We start from the raw sequence: 17,825 nt of genomic DNA, 5'->3' as shown, positions 1-17,825 counted from the left end.
CGTTTCTCAAATGTGATAGCGCGTGAGATATCGGACGACACCGACGACGTAGGCGAGGATCCACATGACGATGTAGCCGAACACCCCGATCCGGAGCCGCCACCGCCAGTGGCGCATGTGTTCGCCGCCGATCTCATCGAGCAACACCTGTTCGTCGTAGTCGTGATACAAGTCGTGTTCTCGTTTGGCCCGGAAGATACGGACGATGCCGGTCAAGGCAAACGCGAGCATGGCGTAGGCTTGGAGCCCGAGAATGGCGTGTAACGCGGAAAATCCACCCAGCTGCTCGGGGAGCCGCGGGATCATCCACACGAGCATCGGGATCGTCGTGAGCGCCAGTCCCGACAGGATGTATTTGAGATGGTGAGTGAGCACGTCCCACGTCACTTCCTCGGCGTCGATCACGATCCACGCGCCGTACAACAACAACGGGAAACTCGCCGTTACCGCGAGGAGTACCACCGTTGCGATCGCCACGTCGCCGAGGGCCATGTTTCAGTTGACGGAGAGACCCGGCTAAAACGTGCCGAAAGTCGTGCAGTGGGCGGGTCTCTCGATCGAACAACGCGAGGAGCGCGAACGCTCCAAAAATCGCTCCGGTGGTGATGAGGATGCGAAGTACGTCTCCGCCTATCGCCGAGCCGATGGCGGGAGCCACCCAGAAATAATAGGCCGTCGTTCCGAGTACTGCCCCGACACTAGCGACCACGGGCGCGATACGCTTGGCTCGTCGGGGTCGATTCCACGCGGAAAAATCGAACGCGAACACCTTCTTTCGGAGGGACATACCACCGATATCGGTCCGAAAACGAAAAGAACTAGGAACTAACCGACAGAGGAACGAAATAGTAGCCGTCCGACTGCTTCACCGATCGTTCAGCGAGAGATACTGTGCTTGGATGATGCGGTCGTCGGATTCGAGGGTGTCGATGAGGTCTGTCGCAGGCTCGTCATCGAGCGAGTAGACGGTGAGCGCTTCCCCGCCGATCGTTTCCCGGCCGTTGTACATCCCGGCGATGTTGATCCCTGAATCACCGAGCACGGTGCCGATGAAGCCGATGACACCGGGTTCGTCGTAGTTTCGGGCGACGAGCATGTGACCGTGTGGGATCGCATCCACTCGGTAGCCGTCGATGCGAACGATGCGTGGGTTCTCCCCGACGAACTGTGTGCCACTGACGCTGATTTCACCGTCGCCGTTGTGGAGCGTCACCGTTACGAGGCTCTGGAAATCCTCGGCCTGTTTGGCTTTGGACTCGACCACGTCGATCCCGCGCTGTTCGGCGAGCGAGGGGGCGTTGACGGCGTTGACCTGTGGTTCGAGCTGGCGGAACATCCCTTTCAGCGCGCTGGCGGTAACGATATCGATCTCTTCGGTTGCGATGTCGCCAGCGTACTCGACGTGGGCCTCCTCAACGTGAGCGTCGAACAGCTCCATTGCGATCCGACCGGCGGTTTCGGCCAACCCGATGTACGGCTCGACGCGCGGGAACGCGCTGGCGTCGACCGACGGCGCGTTGAGCGCGTTCATCACCGGCTCGTCGTTGACTGCGGCTACGATCTGATCGGCGGTGCTGGTAGCGACGTTCTCCTGTGCGGCCTCCGTGCTCGCACCCAGATGTGGCGTCACGACGACGTTATCGACACCGAGCAATGGACTGTCGTCCGACAGCGGCTCGTCGGCGAACACATCGAGCGCCGCTCCGTTGAGAACGCCGTCCTCCACCGCAGCCGCGAGCGCGTGCTCGTCGACGACCCCGCCGCGGGCGCAGTTGACGAGATAGCCCCCCTCGAGCTTCGCCAGCTCGGGTTCGCTGATCAGCCCCTCGGTTTCGGGTGTGAGCGGCGTGTGGACGGTGACGATGTCGGCGCGTTCGAGCACCGTGTCGAGCTCTGCGAGCTCCGCGCCCAAGGCGTTGGCTCGGTCCGCGCCGATGTACGGATCGTACGCCACCAGCTCCATTCCGAGCGACCCACACCGGCGTGCCACCTCTTGGCCGACGCGCCCGAGACCGACGATACCCAGCGTCTTGTTGTTGAGTTCCGTGCCGAGGAACTCGCCTTTCGCCCACTCACCGGTGTTCAGACGCGTATGTGCCTGTGGGATCGAGCGTGCCGTGGCGAACATCATTGCGACCGTGTGTTCTGCGGCGGCACGGACGTTCCCTTCGGGGGCGTTGGCAACGATCACACCGTGTTCGGTTGCGGCGTCGATGTCGATGTTGTCGACACCAATTCCTGCCCGACCGACGATAACCAACTCCTGTGCAGCCTCGAGCAACTCCGCAGTCACCTCTGTGCCCGACCGGACGATAAGCCCGACGGCGTCTTGTACGGCGGTTTGTAGCGCCTCATCGTCCGCCTCGTACGCCGTTTCGACATCAAAACCGGCTTCACGGAGCCGATCCAATCCAGCATCCGCGATTGGATCCGTGACGAGTACCTTCATATCTCGGTCTCCGTCGGTGGGGAGATAACGCTTTCTTCCTCCTCACACATGGCAAATATTGTCGATTCCAGTGGTTAATACGTTTCACTGTCCGGCAGACGAACGCATCCACGCCGTCCGTTTCAGTCCTCTCGTCTTTCTTCGAGTCGAGGTTGGCGGTCCGGTTCCCGTTCTTCGAGCGCCGACCGACGTGGTTCTCGACCGATCAATCGGCCCCAGAGTCGCGCAGCGAGTCCGGGACGGTCGGCGGGCAGCAAGCGGCCGCTAATGGCGTCGAGCAGATAAAGGCGGCCGCGCTGTCGTCCCGAGGGAGTGTGGACGATGCCGCGTCCGGCCTCGAAGTTCTGGAGGGTGTCCTCCTCAATGGGGTACTCTTCGAACACGCGGATGTCATCGTCGACTTCGACAAGCCGTTCGTCGTCGTCGGGACCGACGTTGCGCTCGACGTGCTCTCGGCCGATCCGCTTGCGGCAGTATTCGACCGAGCCTTGTCCCACTCGGAGGTGGATCTCTTGGGCCAACCCGCTCAGCAAGCTGTCGGCCTTGTCGGTTCCGTAGGTATCTCGTAATTGGGGGATCGCCTGCACCCCTAAGATCGCATAGCAGTTGTACGCTCCCCCCGCGTTGATCAGCCGTTCGAGCATGTCTAACTCCGGCAACGCCGCGAACTCGTCCAAAATGTAGTATGAGTCTCGTTCGTCATCCAACCCGAATCGAATACTCCAATCGATCAACAATCTGAAAATTGGTTGGACCGAGGCGGATTGCTGGATCGGAAAGTCCAACAACAGGATTTGTCCGTCTGGATCGGCCATGTACTTCCGGACCGAAAACGACCCATCCTTGGAGAAGTCGCCACGAAACACCGTTTTGACTCGTTCTTCGAGGATCGAGACGATGTTACTACTCGCCTCGACAGTTGCCGGGAAATGCTTTTTTGACGAAAGATTTTCCTCGATAAATCCTTCGCGTAGATGATCCACGTCAACATCGTTCAAGAACTTCACGAGATCCTCGTTCGATGGTTCCACGTCGGAGCGATCGGCACGGATCCGGAGCAATCGTAGTACGTCGGCCAACACCTGGGTGGCGGCGTTAGTGAAGTAGTCGTTGTCGACTTCGGCCCCAACGAAGATCGCTTTGGCGATCTCGTCACAATCGCCGTCGTCCTCGATCTCTTCGAACACGTTCCAGATCACGTCCGAGTCGTCGGACGACAGTCGGACCACGTTTTCCGCGGGGAAGAACGTCCGATAGTCCTGTTTGTAATCGAAGACGACGAACGCTTCGTCGGGCTCGGCCTGCAGTTGATGAGCGAGGACTTTGATCGCTTCGGTTTTCCCGCTGCCGGTTTCTCCGAGCACCAACACCGAACGGTCCATCTCGAACTGAACCGCTCGCTGTGAACCGGCAGGATCACCGTAACGGTCGCCCGCTTCCGTCAGCGGCACCAGCATGATGTCCTCATACAGTTGGTGGCGGAGTTGGTACTCCGTCCGCCCGACACGCCAGTAGATCCCGAGCAGTCCCACTCCTCCGAAGAAGACCACCGGATCGAAGGTGGTCCCCACGAACACGTCAGAGAAGCGTGGAACCGGCAGGTTCCCACCGACTGTCACGGGTGGAAGCCAGACCTGCTGGCCCAACACCGGGACCAGGACCGAGACCGCGACGACGAGGACGACCACGTACCGGAGCCGCATTCGGATCTGTAACAGCACCCATGCATGCCCCTTTTCGAAGGCCTCATCGAGGCGGTTCCGGAACGTACCTATCTGAGTGTCCATTCCTGTTCGTCGTTGGAGCCGATCGGAACCGTCCGCCGGAGAGACCTCCTCTCCACGGCCGGGGTCGGCCACGTTGTATTTCTCACGCGCCGTCTGCATCGTTCCAGCCGTGATGTCCCGCCACGCGCGTTTTCCGACCGGTCCTGTCGGTGAATCGGCCAGAGACGAATCAACGAAGGACGAGCACGACTCGTTCGATGGATACGTTGATGATTCATTGCTGTATTCGTTGTGCGTTTCTGTTTACGTCGTTCTGTATCCGGATCGTATTTATCTCGTGCGGCTTTATGTTGGTCCGCCATTCCCCCATAGCGCCTCGAACCCATACGTTTTCGTGTTCACACTGTTAGTTAATAATTCCGATAAAGAATGGGGTGAATGATATGACGTCCAGTCAAAGAGCGCTTCGTCTCGATCCGGTTCGGTTTTCCCTCCGTGGTGAGAGCGTCCAGTATGGAGCTGCTCGCGTTCGATTTCGACGGAACACTTTCGGATTCGGAGATGACGGTCCTGCTGGGCGAACAGAAGTCGGTCGCGGACGAAATGGCGACCATCACCGAACGAGCGATGAACGACGAAATTGGATACGCCACGAGCCTTCGCGAACGGGCGGCGCTGCTCGATGGACTTCCCATGACGGCCGCTCGGCGCGCGTTCGAAGCGGTGGCGCTTCGACCGGGAGCTGGCGATCTCATCGACGCACTCCGTGATGCTGGCGTCTACGTTGCGATTCTCACTGGTGGGTTCGAACGCGGCGTGCGAGCGGCTCTCGACCGGGCGGACGTCACCGTCGACACTGTCGTCGCCAACCGGCTCCCGGCGGCGGACGACACGCTCACTGGTGACGTCGAAGGACCGCTCATCGAAGGCACCAAAGACGAGGCGTTAGCCGATCTCTCTCGCTCGCTCGATCCGACGACCACTGTTGCGGTCGGCGACGGAGCGAACGATCTGCCGATGCTCGAATACGCCGAACTTGCGGTGGGATACGAACCGAAACCGGCGGTCGAACCCGCGTGTGACGTGACGGTCACAGCGATGGACGAACTGGCGGAGCTACTCACGGAACGGAACGTGATCAAAGACTGATACGTGATCGGCGTAAGGATGTCGAGTACACTTATTTCGGGGGATGTCAAATACCGGGTATGCGTTCACAGATAACGGCCGTCTCACAGCAGTCTGTGGAGAGTGTGTTGGACTGGATCAACGATAACCCATTGATGGCCGCAGGTGTCACGATGGCAACGATCGCCACCGTCTACCTCCTCGTGTTGATACAGGGGGCGGCCACCGAAGCAGGAACTGACGTCGGTGGGATCGCCCCGCTCACGCTATCGATCGTTACTGCTCGACCGGCGTATTTGCTCGCCATCATCGTCGGTGTCGGACCGCTCGTCTGGCGCGAGTGAGTGCTACCCGAACAGACTCGTGTGAACGGGAGCGAACGCCCGTTCATCCTCCTCAGTAGCGGTATCGGTAACGGCCGATCCACGCACGCCGTCGGCGAGGAAATCGGCCAGCGGAGGACCTACCTTTTCAGGTTCGACGAGAAAAGCGTCGTGACCGTGGTCTGAATCGATGATGTGGTGAGCGACGTCCGTACTCGTTGCACGAAACGCTTGAGCGACAGTTTCGGATTGGTCGACGGTGAAATGCCAATCGCCGGTAAACGATATACACAGCGCTTTTCCGTCGAAGGCCGCGAGCGCGTCGGTGTTCGATTCGTATCCCGAGGCGAGATCGTAGTTGTCCATCGCCCGGGTCAGGTACAGGTAGCTGTTTGCGTCGAACCGTTCGATGAAGCGTTCGGCTTGGTAATCGAGATACGACTCCACGTCCCGATAGGGGAAAAAGCCCGCCGCGGAGTCGACTGGGAAGGTGTCGCGGAGCGAATCCCGTCCGGCGGCTCGTCGAGCGAATTTCCCGTCCATCGAGTCTTTAGAAAGGTACATGACGTGTCCGATCTGTCTGGCGAGTGCCAATCCGTGGGTGGGAGAGGCGTCCGTATTGTAGTAGTCACCGTCTTGCCATTTCGGATCGGAGGTGATCGCGCGCCGGGCGATGGCATCGAGCGCGAGGCACTGGGGATCGAGCCGCGGAGCGGCGGCAATGGCGACGACTCGCTCGGTGTGGTCGGGATGGCGTTTCGCCCAGTCGAGTGCGTTCATCCCGCCGACGCTCCCTCCGACGACGGCGTACAGATGCGGGATCCCAAGCTCGTCAAGCAACGCTCGTTGGGTCTCCGTCCAGTCGGCGATCGTAACCGGCGGAAAGTCGGTTCCGTATGGCGTACCGTCCGGTCGTGTTGAGGCCGGTCCCGAGGATCCATAACACGATCCGGGGACGTTCGCACAGATGACGTAATACTCGGTGGTGTCGATCGCCTTGCCCGGGCCGACGATGTCGTCCCACCACGCACGGGCCTGTCCGCTCGTCTCCCTCGTTCGTCCGCCAGCGACGTGGGCGCTTCCGGTGAGCGCGTGACAGACCAACACCGCATTATCACCCGTGAATTCGCCGTACGTTTCGTAGGTGAGTTCGAGGTTCGGGATCGATTCCCCACACGCAAAGCGAAACTCGCCCAGAGAAACCGTCTCACTCATATCGATCGATCGAGATCTGCGATGATGTCGTCTGCCTCCTCGATACCGACGGACAGGCGAACGAGATCCGGAGTGACACCGCTTGCGCGCTGTTCCTCGGGCGAGAGCTGGGCGTGGGTCGTGCTCGCCGGATGGATGACGAGCGTTTTCGCGTCCCCGACGTTCGCCAGAAACTGCGCTAGCTCCACGGATTCACACAGCTGCTTTCCGGCCTCGTATCCACCCTCCAGCCCGAACGCGATCATACCTCCGAACCCGCCCTCTAGATACCGGCGAGCGGTGTCGTGCGTTTCGTGAGACTCCAATCCGGGGTAGGTGACCCACGCGACCGATGGATGGTCAGCGAGGAACTGAGCGACCGCGAGCGCGTTTTCACAGTGCTGTTCCATCCGGAGCGAAAGCGTTTCCGATCCTTGGAGCGTGACCCACGCGTCAAAGGGTGATTGCTGATCCCCGAGACTCCGGAGTGATCGCTGGCGGACCGCGTTGGTAAATGCCCTGTCTCCGTATCGCTCGGCGAAGTTCAGCCCGTGGAACGCGGGATTTTCACCGCCGATCTCCGGATACTTCTCCGGATACTCCGCCCACGGGAACCGGCCTCCATCGACGAGCACCCCGCCGACGGTCGTCCCCGATCCGTGGATCCATTTGGTCGTCGACTCCCAGACGAGATCTGCCCCGTGTTCGATCGGCCGACACAACGCGGGGGTCGCAAACGTGTTGTCCACCAGCAACGGCACCCCGTGCTCGTGGGCGATGGTAGCCACCCGTTCGATGTCGGGCGTCACCAGCGATGGGTTCCCGATCGTTTCGAGATGCACGTACGCCGTGCGCTCGTCGATCGATCGCTCGTACGCTCCATAATCGAGCGTGTCGACGAAGCGTGCCTCGATGTTCCGTCGCGCCGCGGTGTGGCTCAGATACGCGTGCGTTCCGCCGTAGATCGATGATGCCGACACCACGTTATCCCCGGCCCGGGCGAGCACGAGCGTCGCGGCGTCCAGCGCGGCCATGCCCGACCCCGTGGCGAGCGCGCCGACGCCGCCTTCGAGATCCGCAAGACGGCGTTCGAGCGTTCGTACTGTTGGATTACTGATCCGCGAGTACACGTCGCCATCGGCCTCGAGAGCGTACAGATCAGCCGCGTAGTCGGCGTCCTCGAACACGTACGACGACGTTTGATACAACGGTGGTGCTGCTGCCCTGGTTTCCTCGTCCGCTCGTTGCCCAGCGTGGATACACCGCGTTCCGAAGCCACGCGTGCGCCGCTCCTCGTTCTCCATGTTTGTGACTCATATATCTACATGAGGTTATAACCACCAGTTACGGCAACGTTTGCTGTTGTGGGGTGTGAGAACGATAATCGTGATAGACGCAGTAGTGATTGTGGTCTCTCTTTTCCGAGCAGATGTTAGCTAAACAACAAACAGGATGTGAGTATTGTTAACATTACTTCTTCAATCTGTGCACTCGTAATTTCTCCTATGAGCGACCAAGAGACGTGGCTAGGTCTTCAGAAACGCGCAAAGCCGCTGGTTCGGGCTGGTCTCCTTCTCGGTTTGGGATTGGGCGGGTTTTTCGATGGGATCGTCATCCATCAGATCCTCCAATGGCACCACATGTTGTCCGCCGTCACCGACACGACGGTCATCGGCGTCCTCCGACTGAACGTGATGGTCGATGGGTTCTTCCACGTCGTTACCTACGTCTTCACCGTTCTCGGAATCATTCTCCTCTGGCGGGCGTGGCAACAACCGGATGTCCCTGCATCAGGCCGGGCGTTGTTCGGATCTGTGATCCTCGGTTGGGGCGTATTCAACGTGGTTGAGGGAATCATCAACCACCATCTTCTCGGCATTCATCACGTTTGGCCTGCTGGTCCCGGTCCTGTCCTCTTGTGGGACGCAGCGTTTCTGATCTGGGGTGTGTTGTTCATCCTCGGCGGATACGCCGTCGTTCGTGGTGCTGTCTCACCAGCCTCCGGACACGACCGAGAGCAAGCTGCGCGGGGCGAACACAAACGAGAAGAGATCGATTGATCGGCGGGTACCCCACCTCCGTTGTGATGAGTCGAATCAGTTAAGCCTACGGTGGAACGCCTGAGAGATATGCGAATGAAGGCGACAGCGCGAGCCCATCCGATTCAGGGACTCATCAAGTATCACGGAATGCGCGATCCGGAGCTTCGGCTTCCGTATCACGATTCGATCAGCGTTTGCACCGCACCGAGCAACTCGACGACGACCGTCGAATTCGATCCGTCGCTCACGTCCGATCGGATCGTGATCGACGGGGAAGCGGTGTCAGGGCGCGCCGCAGAGCGCGTCGAAACCGTCATCGACGAGGTACGTTCGCGCGCGGGGATCGAGACGCCCGTTCGGTTCGAAAGCGAGAGTTCGTTTCCAACGAACATCGGCTTCGGTTCCTCATCGTCGGGCTTTGCTGCGGCCGCGATGGCACTGTGTGAAGCCGCCGGGCTGGAGTTGAGCCGTCCGGAGATTTCCACGATCGCCCGCCGCGGTTCGTCCTCGGCGGCACGGGCAGTAACGGGCGCGTTTTCCCACCTCCGGACGGGGCTGAACGACGTGGACTGTCGGGCAGAGCGCATCGACACCGAACTCGAAGACGAGCTACGGGTCATCGGCTGTGAGGTACCGGCGTACAAGGAAACCGAAGAAGCACACAAAGAGGCCGCCGACAGCCACATGTTCGAGGCCCGACTGGCCCATATCCACGGCCAGATCGTCGAGATGCGCGATGCGCTGCTGAGCGCGGAGTTCGAAGCGGCGTTCGAGCTCGCCGAGCACGATTCACTCTCGTTGGCTGCGACGACGATGACCGGTCCTGCCGGGTGGGTGTACTGGCAGCCCACCACGCTGTCGATCTTCGAGACGGTGCGCGATCTCCGGCGCGATGGAATCCCCGTGTTCTTCTCTACCGATACGGGTGCAAGCGTCTACGTCAACACGACGGCCGAACACGTCGATGCAGTCGAACGCGCCGTCAGCGAGCACGCACCGACTCGACGCTGGCAGGTCGGCGGCCCGGCGCGCATCCTCGAAGAAAGCGACGCGCTGTTTTGACGCCGGTCAGTGGTCGTATTCACACACTGTACAGGTGAGTTGGAAGTCCCCGTTTTCGAGTGCGACACCGTGGCCCGTTTTCTTCTCACACTCCGGACAGTAAACGATCGATTCCAGTTCGTCCCAGTCGTGCATCGCGCCGGGCGCGCCGAGTGCCAACCCGACGACGGTCTCCTCATCGTAGTTGTGGCCACACTGGAACTCCCCCGGCTCAAAGCGGATTGCTGCCTCCGGACCGACTCGTACCTCCTCTCTTCCTTCCCGACCGATCTCGAACGTCGCAGTGCCCTCCACGATGAAAAACACCTCCTCTTGATCGTGATGGGTGTGAATACCACCGGAAAACGATTCGCCAGAGGAGAGTTCGAAGTAGTTCATGGCGAAGTCGGTCGTTCCGAGCACCATCGAAATCGGCTTGCGGATCTCATGCACGTTCAACGGGTTCGGAACGGTCTGGATCTCATCGAGTGCTGCTTTTTTCATACCACCGAACAGTTCGGGCATATCAAAAAGCTACTGCCACTGGCTGTTCGTTTCTCTGGGTTGTGTTTCTTCACTGTCGAATATGCCGGTGTATCCCGCCAACAACGACCGAGACGGCGTAGCTGCCCACTAAGAACGGTGCCCAGTACACCCAGAGCGCGAAGTTCGGAAAAAGCTGATTCCCGATCGAACTCCCCAGAGACAGCGCGACGTATCCTGGGAGCGCTAAGGGCGTCATGAAATCGTTGTCGATGGCACCGACGACGAGCGGACCGACGAGGAGCACGAATACAACGATGACGCTCCGTCCGGCGAAGATCCGCCGGATATCCGATACAGTCATTGCTCACCCTTCCCTGCGCGACCGATGTCGTGTAACGAAAGCAGCGATTCCGCAGCCGCGGTCGTCCATTCAATCCGCGTGTCGAGATCGGTGAGGAATCGCGCCGTTTCTACGATGTACGCCGGTATGTTCAGATCGTTACCGGCCTTGTGAACGAGCATCGGACGGCTGCCGTACACCGTGTTTCCGGGCTTGAACTCGTGGAACGGCATGTACCACGGAACGTGTTCTTTGTTCAGTATATCGATCGTTTCCTTGGCGTTCGACGGTGCGGATCCGGCGTTCGTCGGGTAGATCGACTGTCCGACGAAGTCCGGATGGAACTTGTAGATCCCTTTCGATCGGTGGAGATCGAGTAGGACATCCGGCTCGTATCGCATCACTACGTCGTTCCAGATCGCGCGTGCGAGCTTCGTCGTCGGCGTTTCTCCGGGCGGAAACTGTCGATTGAGATCCCCACCGACGCCGTGGCGAGTGTTCCGCTCGATCGCTGGTCGATTCACGCGGGGAAGCACGATCACCCGACCGGTCTCGAACTGCCAGCTCGCCACCGTTTCGGCCGCCCGGTATCCGGACTTTTCGTCTCCGTGGACACCACCGACCACGATGCCCGTCGGTCCCTCGTCGGTCCCATCGATCGCATACAGCTCCGTTTCGTACTTGGTCCCTTCTAGAACTGTTGCCGTGGCCTCTAGCTCGCCCGTCGTGTCCTTTTTTTGTTCACTAACGTCGATCGGTGATCTGATGGTCGGCATCGAAAGGCCGACGGCAGCTACTGCCCCCGAGAGATACGTCCGACGTTTCATTGCTTCGGGGTATGTGTTCTGCCGTTATCAGTTTCGCCTTCTGTTCCGGTCCGAGATGTTCACTGGCATACGGTATCGAACGCGTGCTGTAGATCCGCTCGGAGATCATCGACGTGCTCGATACCGGCGCTGACTCGAATCAAACCGTCGGTTAATCCGGCTGCGATCCGCTCTTCCCGTGGTATCGCCTGATGTGTCATCGCTGCTGGTTGCTCGATGAGGCTCTCGACGCCGCCCAAACTTTCTGCGAGCGTGAACACCTCCGTGTTCGAGACGACTGCACTCGTCTCTTCTAACGTTGCGTCGAGTTCGAAGCTGAGCATGCCGCCGTAGTCGTCCATCTGTTTGGCTGCGGTCTCGTGGGTCGGGTGGCTCTCCAATCCGGGGTAGTAGATGGACTCGACTTCGGGGCGGTCTTCGAGCCATGCCGCCAGTGCACGCGCGTTGTCACAGTGGCGTTCCATGCGAACTGGAAGCGTCTTCACGCCTCGCAACACCAGAAAGCACCCGAAGGGGTTCGGCGTCGCGCCGACGCTGTTCTGATAAAAGCCAAAGCGCTCGTCGAGTTCGGCGTCGTCAGTGATGAGTGCTCCCCCAACGACGTCGGAGTGTCCGCCCATGTACTTCGTGAGCGAGTGACAGACGACGTCAGCGCCGTGTTCGAGTGGACGCTGGAGATACGGCGTCGCAAACGTGTTGTCCACCGCACAGAGCGCAGCGTGTTCGTGAGCGATGTCTGCGACGGCTGCCATGTCGATCACGCTTAACAACGGATTGGTCGGCGTTTCGACCCACACTACGCGAGTGGCCGAGCCGACAGCGTCGGCCACTGCATCGAGATCCGTCATGTCCACAAAGTCGAACGACACGTCGTACTGGTCGTACACCTGGGTGAACAGGCGATGAGTGCCACCGTACACGTCGTTGCTCGCAACCACGTGATCGCCCGATTCACACAGGTTGAGCACGGTGTTGATCGCGCCCATTCCGCTCGAAAAGACTCGGCCGTGAGCACCGCTTTCGAGATCAGCGAGGTTCGCTTCGAGCGCCGCTCGAGTCGGGTTCCCGGTTCGGGAGTATTCATACCCCCGGTCCTCGCCCGGCGCGTCCTGTGCATACGTCGAGCTCGCGTAGATCGGCGTCATCACCGCTCCCGTTTCGGGGTCTGGCTGTTGGCCCGCGTGGATCGCCCGCGTCTCGATCCGTTGTGAATCGTCGCCCATGCTCGAACAACACCGCCGATCCGTGTGACTCTTGTCGTTCTTCGGCGAGGGATCGATCTGCCGGTCACCATACGCATCGTGCGCAGGCGTCACTTCGAAATTAGTCGTCTGCACCGACGTTTTCGGCGCTTTCGACGGTGTAGGGATCGGGTTCGATCGTGGCGTACTCGACGGCGCGCCGCCCCAAGGTTCTGACTCGGGTCTCGATGTCTGTATCGACGAATTCGCCGTCCTCGAACTGGCTGTTGACGCTTGGGATCGCAGCCTGGTGGGGGATCACCCACGCGTTCAGCGCGCGACACACCGATCTGAGGTGATCGAGCGTCGTGACTGTGAACGAACCGCCCGACACCGCGAGCAGTCCCACCGTGGTGTTCTCGAACTCGTCGAATCCACAGTAATCCAGCGCGTTTTTCAGGGGTGCGGAGTAGGAGCCGTGGTACATCGGTGATCCCAACAACACGCTGTCGGCTTCCCGAATCCGTTCTCGGAGTTCGTCGGAATCGCCCGCATCGTTGGCGTCAGCGTCGTACACCGGTAGCTCAAGCGACCGGAGATCGATCAGATCGGTCGAGGCGTCCAGATCGGCTGCGCCGTCGAGCGCGTGCTGGAGTGCGATTCGGGTGTAACTACCGTCCCGAAGACTGCCACAGACTGCGACGACGTGAGATCTATTCATACGTGTTGGAATCCGTAGGGAATGAAAAGTGTACCGACCGACGGCTCTCTATCCGTTGGGTAGGCGTCAGCTCCGAGCCGTCGGCAGAGTTCTCACGCGATCTTCTCGTACTGGTCGGCCAGTTTCTCGGCCGCATTGGCTAGTTGTTCCTGTTCGCTTTCGGAAAGCTCCCACTCGACGATCTCCTCAACCCCGTTTCGGCCGAGTTTGACCGGCACGCCGAGACCGACGCCACTGTGACCGAACTCGCCATCGAGCGCGATCGAACCAGGAAGCACTTCGCCGGTGTCCCGGAGCACGGCCTCAACCATGTGTCCGACACCCGTTGCTGGACCCCACTCGGTCGCTCCCTTGCGCTCGATGACGTTCATCGCGCTTTCTTGGAGATCTCCGAGAATACGATCCTTTTTCTCGTCCGTAAACGACGGATCCCGGCCGTTCACTCGCACCTTCGAGAACACCGGTACCTGTGCGTCCCCATGTTCACCGAGGATCGTCCCCTCGACGTTTGTCACCGGCACGTCGAACTCCTGAGAAAGCACGTACCGGAATCGTGCGCTGTCGAGGCGGCCACCGAATCCGATCACCTTCTCCCGGGCACGATCACCTGCTTCGTACAGATGCCGGTTCAGGAGATCGACGGGGTTCGAGGTGGTGATCGTCACGAAATCGTCGTTGTATTCGGCCAGCGACGCGCCGATATCCTCCATGATCGGCGCATTGTCCTCTGCCAGATCGAGCCGGGTTTGTCCGGGCTTGCGTGGAATGCCCGCCGTGATCACGACCACATCGGAGCCAGCCGTCTCCTCGTAGCTCCCCTGTCGGATATCCGTGTTCGCGTCGTAGGCGACGCCGTGGTTCACGTCGGCAGCCTGCCCGATCGTCGTGTCTTCTTGATCTGGAATGTCCACGAACACTACCTCATCGGCGATGTCGCGGAGCGCAATGTTGTATCCAGCCGCTGCACCAACGGTCCCTGCCGCGCCGACTACGCTGACTTTTACCATACCCCAAAATCGGCGTACGGGCCGGTTAAACGCTTCGAAAGCTATCATTTCGACATTGGTAACGCATGCATAAAATATCGTTTACACCGTTCTGTACAATCATTATAATCTGAACCAATGGATTCGAACAAAACGTATACGAGATACGACGTTTCGATCAGCCATGATCGAGAGGTACGCTTCGGTTTCCGTCGGAGATCTTTTTGAGATCGACCACTTCCTTTCGTGTATGAGCGAATTTGACGAGGATGCCGAGCGTGAGAAGCTTAGAAAGCAGTTCGAACAGGACAAGCGAAAACGCGAAAGCACGGAGCGCATGAGCGAACTGCTTCTTCAAGGGGCAACGATGACGGACACTCACTGTGACACCTGTAGTGATCCGCTTTTCCGGTATGAGGGACAGGAGTTCTGTCCGACCTGTCAGGTCCGAACCGACGAACAACGATCGGGGGACACACCCCGGTCCGCAACTGATACACAACAGGCCACGGCGGACGCCGAGTCATCGGAGCCGCCAGAGACGACGGCGTCAACGCAGATCGAAATCGAGGATGAAACGGCACCGTCTGAGGACCACACGGAACCGACTACCGACACGACCACCACGGACACATCAGCTACAGCTGCCGATGTTCCGTCCGATCCCGATCTCTCGACGGCACGCCAGTCGCTCGTAACTACCATCACGCGTTTCGCCAAACACGCCGAAACGACGGAGGATCCTGATCGCGCCCGCAAGTTCCTCGCCGCCACGGAGGACGCAGCGACGGCTCTCGACGCCCTCAACCAAGCATCGAAATGAGTAAACCCGTCTCGACCCGGACATAATTACACATTAGTATTCAATATAATACAATAGTCTTGATATAGTTGGATAATCGGAATATTAATCAATTTGGCGTGTGTTTGCGGCTCAATGAGTGATACGGATCCAGTCGTGTTGATCGTCGAGGATGAATCATCGTTAGTGGACATCTACTCACACTGGTTATCCGGTGACTATCAGATACGATCCGCAGAGAGCGGTACACGTGCGCTAGAGCTCATTGATGACAGCGTTGATATCATGGTGTTGGATCGGTTGATGCCAGCCATGACAGGGCGGGAAGTGATCAAGGAGGTACGAAAACGAGAATTGGACTGTAAGATCGTGATGGCGACTGCTGTCGAGTCCAATTTCGATCTCATCGAGGCTGGAGCCGACGCGGCGCTCACGAAACCCATTACGAAAGACGAGCTGCTGTCGGTCGTCTCGCAGATGCTCGCTCACGAGGACTATCGTGAGCTGGAGGCTGAGTATTTCGATTTGCTCGCTGAGCGGAGCGAGCTTCTCGCCTCGGCAACGTCATCACAGGAGGAACTATCGACACTCGGATCACGGATCGAGAGGCTCGCCACACGACTTGAAGATAGAACGCAGGAGATGGACGACAACGCGTTTATCAGTTTGATGCGAAACTGATCAGGTCAACTGCTCGAACACGCCGAGATACTCCTCGTACGTCGAAAACGTCGTTTCGATGGGGTCTGGTCGTTGCATGTCCACGCCAGCATCTTGCAGGAGTTCGAGGGGATAGTCTCGGGACCCCGAGCGGAGGAACTGACGATACTGCTTTGCAGCGTCGGGTCTGTCGTCGTCGAGGATCTGGTCGACGATCGCAACCGCTGCACTGATCCCGGTCGCGTACTGGTAGACGTAGAACGCGTTGTAGAAATGGGGGATACGCATCCATTCCCGATCGATCCGGTCGTCGACGACCGCCGGTTCGAGATACGTGCGTTTCAGCCCGCCGTACAACTCATCGAGCCGATCCGGCGTGAGCGCCCCACCGTCTTCGACGATTTCGTGGGTCCTCTGTTCGAATTCTGCGAACATGGTCTGTCGCAGCAACGTCGATCGGAACCGTTCGAGATACTGGTCGAGAACGTGCCGGCGAAGCTGTTCATCCTCGACTGTTTCGAGGAGATGGTGAGTGAGTAACGTCTCGTTGACGGTGCTTGCGACCTCAGCAACGAAGATCTCGTAATCGCTGTACACGTACGGCTGTGTCTCTTTCGCCAATTGGCTGTGCATCGAATGACCGAGTTCGTGAGCCAGCGTGAACATCGAGGTCACATCGTCCTGGTAGTTCATCAGGATATACGGCTGGGTGTCGTACGTTCCGCTGCTGTAGGCTCCCGACCGTTTTCCCACGTTCTCATAGACGTCTACCCACCGTGCATCGAGTCCGGCTGCCAGCCGGGACTGGTACTCCTCTCCAAGGGGTGCAACCGCGTCGGTGACGTATGATCTCGCCTGTTCGTAGGTTACGGTTGGGCTTTCGTTTCCAGTGAGGGACATGTACACGTCCCACATTCTAAGTTCGTCGAGATCGAGCACGTCGCGCTTCAGTTCGAGATGTTTGTGGAGTGTGTCGAGGTTGTCGTTGACCGTCTCGACGAGGGTATCGTACACCGAGAGTGGAACGTTGGTGCCGTCGAGTTTGGCCTCGCGGGCGGTTTCATACTCGTGTGCTCGAGCCTGTTTCACATCAGCAGTCACGCTTTTTTTATATGCTGCTCCGATCGCGTTCCGCACTGACTCCCACTCGTCATAAAACGATTCGTACACTTCCCGACGAAACGTCCGGTCGGGATTTTTCTGCAATGTCGTGAAATTCGACAGCGTGATCTCGACCGCGTTCCCATCGGGATCCTCGACGGCCGGAAACTCCATATCCGCGTTCGTCAGCATGGTGTAGATCTCTCCCGGCGCGTCGGTTACGTCACTGAAATCAGCGAGTAGTTGCTCGATCGTTGTCGATCGCGTGTGCGGTTTCAGCCGGAGCACGTCGTCGAAATACTGCTCGTACTGTTCGAGCGCTGGCTCTCGGTCGATCAGTTCCTCGATATCCGTCTCGGTGAGCGTTTGGATCTCCGGCTCGATGAACCCCGCTGCGCTCCTGGCGTCGGCGATCAACGACTGCGCTCGCGCTGATAGCGCCTGATACTGCTGGTCACGAGTGTCCTCGTCGCTTTTCATCCGCGTGTACGTGACGACGTTCGAAACGGTGCGCATCGTCTGCTCGGAGTGACGCAACGCAGCTAACAGCGTTTCAGCGTCCTCGGTTACGCGGCCTTCGTATTCTTCGAGTTCCTCGATGAGCGACTCGGCCTGCTCGTAGCTGTCTTCCCACTCCGAGTCGTTCACGAACAGATCGTCTGTATCCCATTTGTACTGCTCGTCGATCTCTCCACGCTCTGGAACTGAACTCATGTACTACGGTTCGTCCCGTCTCTGTTAAACGCATCGTCGGACCGACTCTTCTTCCGGATTCCCGGTCTAGAAAAATGGTTTCGAACTGATCGGAGATCCGTAT

The 17,825-nt window shown here is 59.1% G+C and carries 19 protein-coding genes; 7 read left to right on the top strand and 12 right to left on the bottom strand.

Annotation, left to right across the window (positions count from 1 at the left end; translation table 11 throughout):
• Nucleotides 1-6: 6 nt before the first annotated feature.
• Complete coding sequence (locus MW046_RS05170; RefSeq protein WP_247994495.1) at nt 7-492, bottom strand: DUF7321 family protein; 486 nt, start codon at nt 490-492, stop codon at nt 7-9.
• A 31-nt stretch (nt 493-523) separates the two neighbouring features.
• Here MW046_RS05170 and MW046_RS05165 point away from each other — a divergent pair, with 31 nt between their 5' ends.
• On the top strand, nt 524-829 hold the full coding sequence (locus tag MW046_RS05165; RefSeq protein WP_247994494.1) for a hypothetical protein: 306 nt from the start codon (nt 524-526) through the stop codon (nt 827-829).
• Nucleotides 830-865: 36 nt separating this feature from the next.
• On the opposite strand, the gene serA is transcribed toward MW046_RS05165, so the two are convergent.
• Together serA and MW046_RS05155 are read right to left on the bottom strand one after the other, a co-directional pair.
• Nucleotides 866-2,449, bottom strand: a complete 1,584-nt coding sequence (gene serA, locus MW046_RS05160) for a phosphoglycerate dehydrogenase (protein WP_247994493.1) — start codon at nt 2,447-2,449, stop codon at nt 866-868.
• Nucleotides 2,450-2,571: 122 nt separating this feature from the next.
• Nucleotides 2,572-4,335, bottom strand: coding sequence for a type IV secretory system conjugative DNA transfer family protein (locus tag MW046_RS05155; RefSeq protein ID WP_247994492.1), 1,764 nt, complete (start codon nt 4,333-4,335; stop codon nt 2,572-2,574).
• Between the two features lie 354 nt (nt 4,336-4,689).
• On the opposite strand from MW046_RS05155, the gene serB reads away from it, so the two are divergent.
• Nucleotides 4,690-5,325: a phosphoserine phosphatase SerB gene (gene serB / locus MW046_RS05150; RefSeq protein WP_247994491.1), complete on the top strand. Its 636-nt coding sequence runs from the start codon at nt 4,690-4,692 to the stop codon at nt 5,323-5,325.
• A 59-nt stretch (nt 5,326-5,384) separates the two neighbouring features.
• Nucleotides 5,385-5,648 carry a hypothetical protein gene (locus tag MW046_RS05145; RefSeq protein ID WP_247994490.1) on the top strand — a complete coding sequence of 88 codons (264 nt, stop codon included), beginning with the start codon at nt 5,385-5,387 and terminating at the stop codon, nt 5,646-5,648.
• 3 nt (nt 5,649-5,651) lie between these two features.
• Here MW046_RS05145 and metX read toward each other — a convergent pair whose 3' ends face one another.
• Both metX and MW046_RS05135 read right to left on the bottom strand, forming a co-directional pair.
• Nucleotides 5,652-6,842: a homoserine O-acetyltransferase MetX gene (metX, locus tag MW046_RS05140; RefSeq protein WP_247994489.1), complete on the bottom strand. Its 1,191-nt coding sequence runs from the start codon at nt 6,840-6,842 to the stop codon at nt 5,652-5,654.
• Entirely contained in the window at nt 6,839-8,125 is a 1,287-nt protein-coding gene (locus MW046_RS05135) for an O-acetylhomoserine aminocarboxypropyltransferase/cysteine synthase family protein (RefSeq protein ID WP_247994488.1), read from the bottom strand. Before MW046_RS05135 ends, metX begins: the two co-directional genes overlap by 4 nt.
• A 201-nt stretch (nt 8,126-8,326) precedes the next feature.
• Between MW046_RS05135 and MW046_RS05130 the strand changes: the two genes are divergently transcribed.
• Nucleotides 8,327-8,881, top strand: a complete 555-nt coding sequence (locus MW046_RS05130; protein WP_247994487.1) for a DUF2243 domain-containing protein — start codon at nt 8,327-8,329, stop codon at nt 8,879-8,881.
• Between the two features lie 75 nt (nt 8,882-8,956).
• On the top strand, nt 8,957-9,925 hold the full coding sequence (gene mvaD, locus MW046_RS05125) for a phosphomevalonate decarboxylase MvaD (RefSeq protein WP_247994486.1): 969 nt from the start codon (nt 8,957-8,959) through the stop codon (nt 9,923-9,925).
• 6 nt (nt 9,926-9,931) lie between these two features.
• Here mvaD and MW046_RS05120 read toward each other — a convergent pair whose 3' ends face one another.
• The 6 genes from MW046_RS05120 to mdh form a co-directional block, all read right to left on the bottom strand.
• The gene (locus MW046_RS05120; RefSeq protein ID WP_247994485.1) at nt 9,932-10,408 is read right to left on the bottom strand and encodes a cupin domain-containing protein; all 477 of its coding nucleotides are present in this window, start codon (nt 10,406-10,408) and stop codon (nt 9,932-9,934) included.
• A gap of 70 nt (nt 10,409-10,478) precedes the next feature.
• Entirely contained in the window at nt 10,479-10,751 is a 273-nt protein-coding gene (locus MW046_RS05115) for a hypothetical protein (protein WP_247994484.1), read from the bottom strand.
• Nucleotides 10,748-11,557: a M99 family carboxypeptidase catalytic domain-containing protein gene (locus MW046_RS05110; RefSeq protein WP_247994483.1), complete on the bottom strand. Its 810-nt coding sequence runs from the start codon at nt 11,555-11,557 to the stop codon at nt 10,748-10,750. Before MW046_RS05110 ends, MW046_RS05115 begins: the two co-directional genes overlap by 4 nt.
• A 59-nt stretch (nt 11,558-11,616) precedes the next feature.
• Entirely contained in the window at nt 11,617-12,780 is a 1,164-nt protein-coding gene (locus MW046_RS05105) for a cystathionine gamma-synthase (protein ID WP_247994810.1), read from the bottom strand.
• 100 nt (nt 12,781-12,880) lie between these two features.
• Nucleotides 12,881-13,459, bottom strand: coding sequence for an NADPH-dependent FMN reductase (locus MW046_RS05100; protein WP_247994482.1), 579 nt, complete (start codon nt 13,457-13,459; stop codon nt 12,881-12,883).
• Nucleotides 13,460-13,551: 92 nt separating this feature from the next.
• A complete protein-coding gene (gene mdh / locus MW046_RS05095; RefSeq protein WP_247994481.1) occupies nt 13,552-14,466 on the bottom strand; it encodes a malate dehydrogenase in 915 nt (304 codons plus the stop codon).
• Between the two features lie 229 nt (nt 14,467-14,695).
• Here mdh and MW046_RS05090 point away from each other — a divergent pair, with 229 nt between their 5' ends.
• Together MW046_RS05090 and MW046_RS05085 are read left to right on the top strand one after the other, a co-directional pair.
• Nucleotides 14,696-15,268, top strand: a complete 573-nt coding sequence (locus MW046_RS05090) for an Sjogren's syndrome/scleroderma autoantigen 1 family protein (RefSeq protein ID WP_247994480.1) — start codon at nt 14,696-14,698, stop codon at nt 15,266-15,268.
• 114 nt (nt 15,269-15,382) lie between these two features.
• Nucleotides 15,383-15,928: a response regulator transcription factor gene (locus tag MW046_RS05085; protein WP_247994479.1), complete on the top strand. Its 546-nt coding sequence runs from the start codon at nt 15,383-15,385 to the stop codon at nt 15,926-15,928.
• Here MW046_RS05085 and pepF read toward each other — a convergent pair whose 3' ends face one another.
• Entirely contained in the window at nt 15,929-17,722 is a 1,794-nt protein-coding gene (gene pepF / locus MW046_RS05080) for an oligoendopeptidase F (protein WP_247994478.1), read from the bottom strand.
• Nucleotides 17,723-17,825: the final 103 nt, after the last annotated feature.

The sequence above is a fragment of the Halocatena salina genome, from assembly GCF_023115355.1.
GTDB lineage: Archaea > Halobacteriota > Halobacteria > Halobacteriales > Haloarculaceae > Halocatena > Halocatena salina.
Note: the sequence above shows the minus strand (reverse complement) of the source record. Positions and strands in the feature narration are given on the sequence as shown.